This window comes from Pseudomonas sp. MD195_PC81_125, from assembly GCF_014060985.1.
GTDB lineage: Bacteria > Pseudomonadota > Gammaproteobacteria > Pseudomonadales > Pseudomonadaceae > Aquipseudomonas > Aquipseudomonas parakoreensis.
In genome coordinates this window covers 1-8,932 of sequence record NZ_JABULD010000160.1, presented here as the reverse complement: position 1 = coordinate 8,932, position 8,932 = coordinate 1, and the positions used below count along the sequence as shown (strand labels likewise).

Below are 8,932 nucleotides of genomic sequence, written 5' to 3'. Positions count from 1 at the left end.
TKTTCCCCTGTGGGAGCGAGCTTGCTCGCGAAGACATCAGCCAAGACAAAGCAGAATCAAGAAACAGCCGGCTGACTGTGCGGAAACAACAGATCGACAAAGCGCTCCGCCGTCGGCTGCGGCTCGTGATTGGCCAGGCCGGCGCGTTCGTTGGCTTCGATAAACACGTACTCCGCTTGATCCGCTGCCGGCACCATCAAGTCGAGGCCGACCATTGGAATGTCCAGCGCCCGCGCTGCGCGGACGGCGGCATCGACCAGGGTCGGGTGCAGAATCGCCGTAACGTCTTCCAGCGTGCCACCGGTGTGCAGATTGGCGGTGCGGCGCACAAACAGGTGTTCGCCCGCCGGCAAAATAGTGCTGTAGTCATAACCGGCCGCGTGCAGGGTGCGCTGGGTTTCGTGGTCCAGCGGGATCTTGCTCTCGCCCCCGGTGGCGGCTTGCCGGCGTCGACTCTGGGCCTCGATCAATGCACCGATCGAATGATGGCCGTCACCCACCACCTCGGCGGGACGACGAATCGCTGCCGCCACCACTTCAAAACCGATCACCAGAATCCGCAGATCGAGACCTTCGTGGAAGCTTTCGAGCAGCACGCGGCTGTCGAAATGCCTGGCGGCTTCGATGGCCTGCTGCACCTCTTCAATGCTCTGCAAATCCACCGCCACGCCCTGGCCCTGTTCACCGTCGAGCGGCTTGACCACCACCCGCTGATGCTCATCAAGAAACGCCAGGTTGTCGTCGGCGTTGCCCGCCAGTTGCTGCGAGGGCAGCTTCAGGCCGGCGCCTTTCAACACTTTGTGAGTCAGGCTTTTGTCTTGGCACAGACTCATGCTGATCGCGCTGGTCAGGTCGCTCAGCGATTCGCGGCAACGCACGCGACGTCCGCCATGGCTGAGGGTGAACAGCCCGGCTTCGGCGTCGTCCACCTGCACGTCGATGCCTCGCCGATGCGCCTCCTCGACGATGATCCGCGCATAAGGGTTGAAATTGGCTTCCGGCCCGGGCCCGAGGAACAGCGTCTGATTGATGCCGTTCTTGCGTTTGATGGCGAAGGTCGAGAGGTTGCGAAAGCCGAGTTTGGCGTAGAGATTCTTGGCCTGACGGTTGTCGTGCAGCACCGACAGGTCGAGATAACTCAGGCCACGACTCATGAAGTGTTCGATCAAATGCCGCACCAGCACTTCGCCGACGCCGGGCCGCGAGCACTGCGGATCCACCGCCAGGCACCACAGGCTGCTGCCGTGTTCCGGATCGTTGAAGGCTTTCTGATGATTGAGGCCCATGACGCTGCCGATTACTGCGCCGCTGTCTTCATCTTCGGCCAGCCAATAAACCGGGCCGCCCTGATGATGCGGAGTCAGTCGCGTGGCATCGATCGGCAACATGCCGCGTGCCTGATACAGCAGATTGATCGCCTGCCAGTCCGCTTCGCTCTGCGCGCGGCGAATGCGGAAGCCGCGAAACACGCGGGTGGCCTGGCGGTAATCGCTGAACCACAGGCGCAGGGTATCGGACGGGTCGAGAAACAGTTGCGTCGGTTCGAGCCCGAGAATCTGTTGCGGTGCGGCAACGTACAGAGCGATATCGCGTTCGCCGGGCTGCTCGTTGAGCAGTTCCTGGGCCAGTGTCGCCGGATCAGGAAAGGTGTGACCGATCAGCAGCCCGGCCCCAGCCGCAATGCACGGCAATGGGGTCGGCGCCCAGTGTGCTGCCGTCTTCGGCCAGACGCGCCTGCAAGCGTTCATACGACGGTGTCTGGCCGCGCAACAGGCGTTGATTGATAGCCGTGGCGTGAGGTTTCATCAATCAGATTCCTTGTTCACTGAGCCACAGGTTCAGGGCCGCCAGTTGCCACAGTTTCGAACCGCGCAAAGGCGTCAGTTGGCCTTGCGGATCCGTCAGCAGTTTGTCGAGCATGGCCGGGTTGAACAGGCCGCGATCCTGGCTCGGATCCAGCAGCAGTTCACGCACCCAGTTCAGGGTGTCGCCTTGCAAATGCTTGAGGCCCGGCACCGGGAAGTAACCTTTCTTGCGGTCGATCACTTCGCTTGGAATCACCAGACGCGCCGCTTCTTTCAGCACTTGTTTACCACCGTCCGGCAGCTTGAACTGACCGGGAATCCTTGCGGAGAGCTCAACCAGGCGATAGTCGAGAAACGGCGTGCGCGCCTCCAGACCCCAAGCCATGGTCATGTTGTCGACGCGTTTGACCGGGTCGTCCACCAGCATCACCGTGCTGTCCAGACGCAGGGCTTTATCGACCGCGGCCTCGGCGCCGGTTTGGGCGAAATGCTCTTTCACGAAGTCGCCAGCGGCGTCATTCGCGGTCAGCCATTTCGGCTGCACGGTGGCGGCATAGTCGTCGTAGCTGCGGTCGAAGAACGCCGCGCGATAGGCCGCGTAGGGATCGGCCGCACCGTCGACCTGCGGGTACCAGTGATAACCGGCGAACAGTTCGTCGGCGCCCTGGCCGCTCTGCACCACTTTGCAGTGCTTGGCCACTTCGCGCGACAGCAGATAGAAGGCGATGCAGTCGTGGCTGACCATCGGCTCGCTCATCGCGCGGAACGCAGCGGGCAGTTGCTCAATGATCTCTTTTTCGTCGATGCGCAATTGATGGTGCTGCGTGCCGTAGTGTCTGGCGATCAGATCGGAATACTGAAACTCGTCACCGCGCTCGCCGCCGGCATCCTGGAAGCCGATGGAAAAGGTCGACAGGTTTTCCACACCGACTTCACGCAACAGGCCGACGAGCATGCTCGAATCGACACCGCCGGACAGCAGCACGCCGACATCCACTGCCGCCCGTTGACGAATCGCTACCGCTTCGCGGGTGCTGTCGAGCACGCGGTCGCGCCAGTCTTCGAGGGTCAGGTTTTTCTCGTCGTCGTGCGGGCCGTAGGGCAGGGTCCACCAGGTTTTCTGTTCGGTGCGGCCATCGGCTTCAACGCGCATCCAGGTCGCTGGTGGCAGCTTTTCGATGCCCGCGAGCAAAGTGCGTGGAGCCGGCACCACTGCATGGAAATTCAGGTAGTGATTGAGCGCCACCGGATCGAGGATCGGGTTGATGTCGCCGCCCTTGAGCAGCGCCGGCAGGGCCGAGGCAAAGCGCAAACGCTGGCCGGTGCGCGACAGGTACAAAGGCTTCACGCCGAGGCGGTCACGAGCGATGAACAGGCGCTGCGCATCGCGTTCCCAGATGGCGAAGGCGAACATGCCGTTGAGTTTTGGCAGCAGCGCTTCGCCCCAGGCGTGGTAGCCCTTGAGCAGCACTTCGGTGTCACCACCGGAATAGAAGGCATAGCCGAGCGCTTCGAGTTCGGCACGCAGTTCCGGGAAGTTGTAGATCGCGCCGTTGAAGGCCAGGGACAAGCCCAGCTGGCTGTCGATCATCGGCTGTGCCGAGCCGTCCGACAGATCCATGATTTTCAGGCGACGATGGCCGAGGGCAATCGGCCCTTGGGCATGGAAGCCCCACGCGTCTGGGCCGCGAGGGGCCAGGTGATGGGTGATTCGCTCTACCGCTGCAAGGTCTGCAGGTTGATGATCAAAACGTAACTCGCCAGCTAATCCGCACATAAAGTCCTTACCGGTTTTTCCGTTGGGGAGGGGTGATTCAAGTCTGGCCAAAATGGCCGGTACTCAGAAACTGACCCGCTGCAGATGTGGGAGTTTTAGAACGATGAGTTATAAGAGGCGGCGACTGACCAGCGGCCAGCCGCCATTTTTCATTTGCCGCGAATCAACGTGCGCAACGCGAAACGGTTGGGATGGCACGCCTCGGCGACGCTTTTGGGCAGTGGCAGCGGCTCGTTGTCCAGCCACGCCGCGAGCAGTTCGCCCGACAGCGGCGCGGTGATCAGCCCGCGTGAACCATGGCCGCTGTTGACGTACAGGCCATCGAGCCACGGGCAGGCGATGTCCGGCACTTGGCGCGCATCCTTGCTCAACGCGGCATAGGCCTCGGCGAAGGCTTCGCGGTCGGCGAGGGGGCCGACAATCGGCAGATAGTCAGGACTGGTGCAGCGGAATGCGGCGCGTCCTTCCAGGGTTTCCGGGGGCAGCCCATTGATGTGCAGACGCGCTACCAGATCGCTGGAGATCTCTTTGAGCATCGCCAGATTGCCCAGGTGTTCGGCGGTGGTCGGTGTCAGGTCATCGCTGTTGAAGTCGAAGCTGGCGCCAAGCGTGTGTTCGCCCAGACGTGCCGGGGCGACATAACCTTCGGCGCAGACCACGGTGCGCAGCGCCTGGCTCGCGATGGTTTGCGGCAGGCGCGTGATCTGCCCGCGAATGCGCTTGAGCGGCAGCTCGACACTTTGCGCAAAGCGTTTGATCTCCGCTGCGCCGGCCAGCACCACCACTGGCGCGCTGGCGAGCACCCGTTCGCCGTCGAGGGCTTGCCACTGTCCCTCGACCTTGCGCAGTTCCAGCGCATCGTGATGCTTGAGCAGTTCGATGTTCGCTTGCGCGGCTTGCGCCTGACACAGCGCGGGCGGATGCACCCAGCCCCCTTCGGGATAGTACAAACCGCCATGGGCCAGACCGATGCCGGCCTGAATCTCGGCTTGCGGCTGATCGACCCAGTGCACCAGGTCTTCCGGGAATGCCGCGGCCAGTTGCGCCTGACGCTCGGCTTCCTTGGCATTGAACGCCAGTTGCAGCACGCCGCAATCGTCCCAGTCGGTGCCGCGTTGCAGGGTTTCCAGCAGACGGCGGGTGTAGCCGAAGCCGCTGACGATCAGTTGCGACAACGCCGTGCCGTGGGCCGACAACTTCAGGTACAGCACGCCCTGTGGATTGCCTGACGCTTCCTGCGCCACCTCGGCATGCCGCTCCAGCAGACTGACCTGCCAACCGCGCGCCGCGAGGCTGGCGGCCGTGGCACAACCGGCCAGTCCGGCGCCGATCACCAGCGCCCGACGGTCAGCGGTCAGCGGAGCAGGGCGGGCGAACCACGGTTTGTCCGGCAGCGGGAGCGCGACATCCTGCGGCCAGCCGAGAAACTCGCCGCGCAGGATCTCCCACTTGTGGCCGATGCCCGGCGTGCGTTTCATCTTGAACCCGGCGGCGTTGAGCAGACGCCGCACCCAACCGGTGCTGGTGAAGGTACTGATGGTCGAGCCGGGCGCCGCCAGTCGAGCCAGTTCGACGAACAGTTCGGCGGTCCACATGTCGGGGTTTTTCGCCGGGGCGAAACCGTCGAGAAACCACGCGTCAATCTGTGCATCGAGTTGCGGCAATTGTTCCAGCGCATCGCCGATCAGCAGCGTCAGCGTGACCCGGCCGTTGCCGAGGACGATCCGCTGAAAGCCCTGATGGATTGCCACGTAATGGGTCAGCAGTTGATTGGCCAGCGGCTTGAGTTGCGGCCACAGGGCCAGAGCCCGCTGCAGATCCGCCGGACTCAACGGGTACTTTTCGACACTGACAAAATGCAGCCGCGCACCGGCTACTGCGTGCTGCTCGAACAGTTGCCAGGCGCAGAGAAAATTCAGCCCGGTGCCAAACCCGGTTTCACCGATCACCAGTCGCCCGTGCGCCGGCAACGCGGCAAAGCGCTCGGCCAGGCGATTCTGTTCGAGGAACACGTAACGGGTTTCATCCAGCCCCGACTGGTCGGAAAAGTACACATCGTCGAACACCCGCGAGCGCGGGCGTCCCTGGTCATCCCAGTCGAGTTGGGCGTGGGGCAGTACAGGTTTCATGGCAGGCTCGGCAACGACAAGGCGGCCATTCTAGCTGATTGGGTGGAAGGGGCTTGATCCATGGCAAGGCCTGGCTGCGCAGCCTCGAAGACAATCAATGATTTGGGCGCTGATCAGAGCAACCTGTGGCGAGGGGATTTATCCCCGATCGGCTGCGTAGCAGTCGCAATCCCGCGACCAGCGTGCATCTGGCGTTGAATGGTTTTGGGGCCGCTGCGCTGCCCATCGGGGATAAATCCCCTCACCACAGAGTTTTTCTTGAAGCCAAAAGGAACGGAATTTCTCCGTCGTACCCATGCCCAATCCGCTAGTCTTGCTGAATCCTGGAAGGAGCCGTGCCCATGTTTGAATCCGCCGAAATCGGCCATGCCATCGACAAAGAGACTTACGACGCGGCTGTGCCTGCCTTGCGTGAAGCACTGCTGGAAGCGCAGTTCGAATTGCAGCAGCAGAAGCGCTTCCCGGTGATCATTCTGATCAACGGCATCGAGGGCGCCGGCAAGGGCGAGACCGTCAAGTTGCTCAACGAGTGGATGGATCCGCGTCTGATTGAGGTGCGTACTTTCGATCAGCAAACCGATGAAGAACTGGCACGGCCACCGGCGTGGCGTTACTGGCGGATGCTCCCGGCCAAGGGACGGATGGGCGTGTTCTTCGGCAACTGGTACAGCCAGATGCTTCAGGGGCGAGTCCATGGTTTGTTCAAGGATCCGCGTCTGGATCAGGCGATCAACGCCGCCGAGCGTCTGGAAAAGATGCTCTGCGATGAAGGCGCGCTGATCTTCAAGTTCTGGTTTCACCTGTCCAAGAAACAGATGAAGGCCCGCCTCAAGGCGCTGGCCGACGACCCGCTGCACAGTTGGCGCATCAGCCCGCTGGACTGGCAGCAATCGCAGACCTACGACAAGTTCGTCAAATACGGCGAGCGCGTGTTGCGCCGCACCAGCCGCGACTACGCGCCCTGGCACATCATCGAAGGCATGGACGCGAACTACCGCAGCCTCGCGGTGGGCAAGATCCTGCTGGAGGGCTTGCAGAATGCGCTCAAGCGTCCTGAGGTGCACACCGAAGAGGTCAACGCCGCCCCGTTGGGCACTGCCGTCGACGAACTCAACCTGCTCGACAGCCTCGACCTGAACCAGCAGCTGGAAAAGAAAGATTACGAAGAACAACTGATCACCGAGCAGGCGCGGCTGTCCGGGTTGATGCGTGACAAGCGCATGCGTCGCCATGCGTTGGTGGCGGTGTTCGAAGGCAATGATGCGGCGGGCAAGGGCGGGGCGATTCGCCGGGTGGCGGCGGCGCTCGATCCACGTCAGTACAGCATCGTGCCGATTGCTGCGCCGACCGAGGAAGAGCGCGCGCAACCGTATCTGTGGCGCTTCTGGCGGCACCTGCCGGCACGCGGCAAGTTCACCGTGTTTGATCGCTCCTGGTATGGCCGGGTGCTGGTGGAGCGAGTCGAAGGCTTTTGCAGCCCGGCCGACTGGTTGCGCGCCTACAGCGAGATCAATGACTTCGAAGAGCAGATCGCGGACGCCGGGGTCATCGTCGTCAAGTTCTGGCTGGCGATCGACAAGGACACGCAGATGGAACGTTTCCAGGCTCGCGAGCAGATCCCGTTCAAGCGCTTCAAGATCACCGAGGACGACTGGCGCAACCGCGACAAGTGGGACGCCTACCGCGCCGCCGTGGGCGACATGGTCGACCGCACCAGCACCGAGATTTCGCCGTGGACACTGGTCGAGGCCAATGACAAACGCTGGGCGCGGGTCAAGGTGCTGCGCACGATCAACCGCGCGCTCGAAGAGGCGTTCGAGAAGTCCGACAAGCGCGCGAAAAAACACAAGGACTGAGGCGATGGGCACGCATACGCGGGGTGAATGATTGTCGCGGTCGGCGGCGGGGTGGACTTATCCTCGGTTGACTCTCCTCCGACAACAATAATTGAGGTATGCCATGCGTGAAGTGGTGATCGTCGACAGCGTGCGGACCGGCCTGGCCAAGTCGTTTCGCGGCAAGTTCAACCAGACCCGCCCCGACGACATGGCGGCCCATTGCGTCAACGCGCTGTTGTCGCGCAACGACATTGACCCGGCCAGCGTCGAGGACTGCATTGTCGGCGCTGGCTCCAACGAGGGTGCGCAGGGTTACAACATCGGTCGCAACGTGGCGGTGCTCTCGCGGCTGGGCACCCATGTGGCCGGCATGACCCTCAACCGTTTTTGCTCCTCGGGTTTGCAGGCGATTGCGATTGCCGCCAACCAGATTGCTTCCGGTTGCAGTGACATCATCGTCGCCGGTGGCGTCGAGTCGATCAGCCTGACCCTGAAAAGCGTCAACACCGATCACCTGATCAATCCGCTGCTCAAGCAGCAAGTGCCGGGCATCTACTACACCATGGGGCAGACCGCTGAAGTGGTGGCGCGTCGTTATGACGTGAGTCGCGAGGCGCAGGATCGCTATGCGCTGCAAAGCCAGTTGCGCACCGCCCAGGCTCAGGCGGCCGGGCTGTTCGATGACGAAATTGTGCCGATGGCGGTCAAGTACCGGGTCGAGGACAAGAACAGCGGCGAGGTGCAGATCCTCGACGGCATCGTCGATCGCGACGACTGCAACCGCCCGGACACCACGTATGACAGCCTCGCCGGACTGAAGCCGGTGTTTGCCGAGGACGGTTCAGTAACCGCCGGCAACTCGTCGCAGTTGTCTGACGGCGCGTCGATGACGCTGGTGATGAGCCTGGAAAAAGCCCTGCAACTGGGGCTCAAGCCGAAGGCGTTTTTCCGCGGCTTCACCGTGGCCGGTTGCGAGCCGGACGAAATGGGCATCGGCCCGGTGTTCTCGGTGCCGAAACTGCTCAAGGCCAAGGGCCTGCAAGTGGCCGATATCGATCTGTGGGAACTGAACGAGGCGTTTGCTTCACAGTGCCTGTATGCCCGCGACCGTCTGGAGCTCGACAACGAAAAATACAACGTCAACGGCGGCTCGATTTCCATCGGCCACCCGTTCGGCATGACCGGCTCGCGGCAGGTCGGACATCTGGTGCGTGAGTTGCAACGGCGCAATCTGCGTTACGGCATCGTGACCATGTGCGTGGGCGGCGGGATGGGGGCGACGGGGTTGTTTGAGGCGGTGCGCTGAACCCTGGAAGGTGGGGTGGTTGATCTACCGCTTTCGCGAGCAGGCTCGCTCCCACATTGGAATGCATTCACCTGTGG

At 62.4% G+C, this 8,932-nt stretch carries 4 protein-coding genes and 1 pseudogene; 2 read left to right on the top strand and 3 right to left on the bottom strand.

Going from position 1 to position 8,932, the window contains the following annotated elements; genetic code table 11:
- Positions 1 to 56: 56 nt before the first annotated feature.
- The 3 genes and pseudogenes from ngg to mnmC all read right to left on the bottom strand — a co-directional run bounded on the left by ngg (position 57) and on the right by mnmC (position 5,711).
- Positions 57 to 1,806 (bottom strand): annotated as a pseudogene (gene ngg / locus HT737_RS06930) (N-acetylglutaminylglutamine synthetase).
- 3 nt (positions 1,807 to 1,809) lie between these two features.
- Entirely contained in the window at positions 1,810 to 3,582 is a 1,773-nt protein-coding gene (locus HT737_RS06925; RefSeq protein ID WP_182401971.1) for an N-acetylglutaminylglutamine amidotransferase, read from the bottom strand.
- Positions 3,583 to 3,731: 149 nt separating this feature from the next.
- Complete coding sequence (mnmC, locus tag HT737_RS06920) at positions 3,732 to 5,711, bottom strand: bifunctional tRNA (5-methylaminomethyl-2-thiouridine)(34)-methyltransferase MnmD/FAD-dependent 5-carboxymethylaminomethyl-2-thiouridine(34) oxidoreductase MnmC (RefSeq protein WP_182401969.1); 1,980 nt, start codon at positions 5,709 to 5,711, stop codon at positions 3,732 to 3,734.
- A 341-nt stretch (positions 5,712 to 6,052) separates the two neighbouring features.
- Here mnmC and pap point away from each other — a divergent pair, with 341 nt between their 5' ends.
- Complete coding sequence (pap, locus tag HT737_RS06915; RefSeq protein ID WP_041069320.1) at positions 6,053 to 7,567, top strand: polyphosphate:AMP phosphotransferase; 1,515 nt, start codon at positions 6,053 to 6,055, stop codon at positions 7,565 to 7,567.
- 103 nt (positions 7,568 to 7,670) lie between these two features.
- Positions 7,671 to 8,855: a thiolase family protein gene (locus tag HT737_RS06910; protein ID WP_145594212.1), complete on the top strand. Its 1,185-nt coding sequence runs from the start codon at positions 7,671 to 7,673 to the stop codon at positions 8,853 to 8,855.
- The last annotated feature ends 77 nt before the right edge of the window (positions 8,856 to 8,932 follow it).

What these genes read in the sequence shown, in the direction of transcription:
- HT737_RS06925 (WP_182401971.1), bottom strand. Translation starts at nt 3,582, where the DNA reads ATGTGCGGATTAGCTGGCGAGTTACGTTTTGATCATCAACCTGCAGAC.
- mnmC (WP_182401969.1), bottom strand. Translation starts at nt 5,711, where the DNA reads ATGAAACCTGTACTGCCCCACGCCCAACTCGACTGGGATGACCAGGGA.
- pap (WP_041069320.1), top strand. Translation starts at nt 6,053, where the DNA reads ATGTTTGAATCCGCCGAAATCGGCCATGCCATCGACAAAGAGACTTAC.
- HT737_RS06910 (WP_145594212.1), top strand. Translation starts at nt 7,671, where the DNA reads ATGCGTGAAGTGGTGATCGTCGACAGCGTGCGGACCGGCCTGGCCAAG.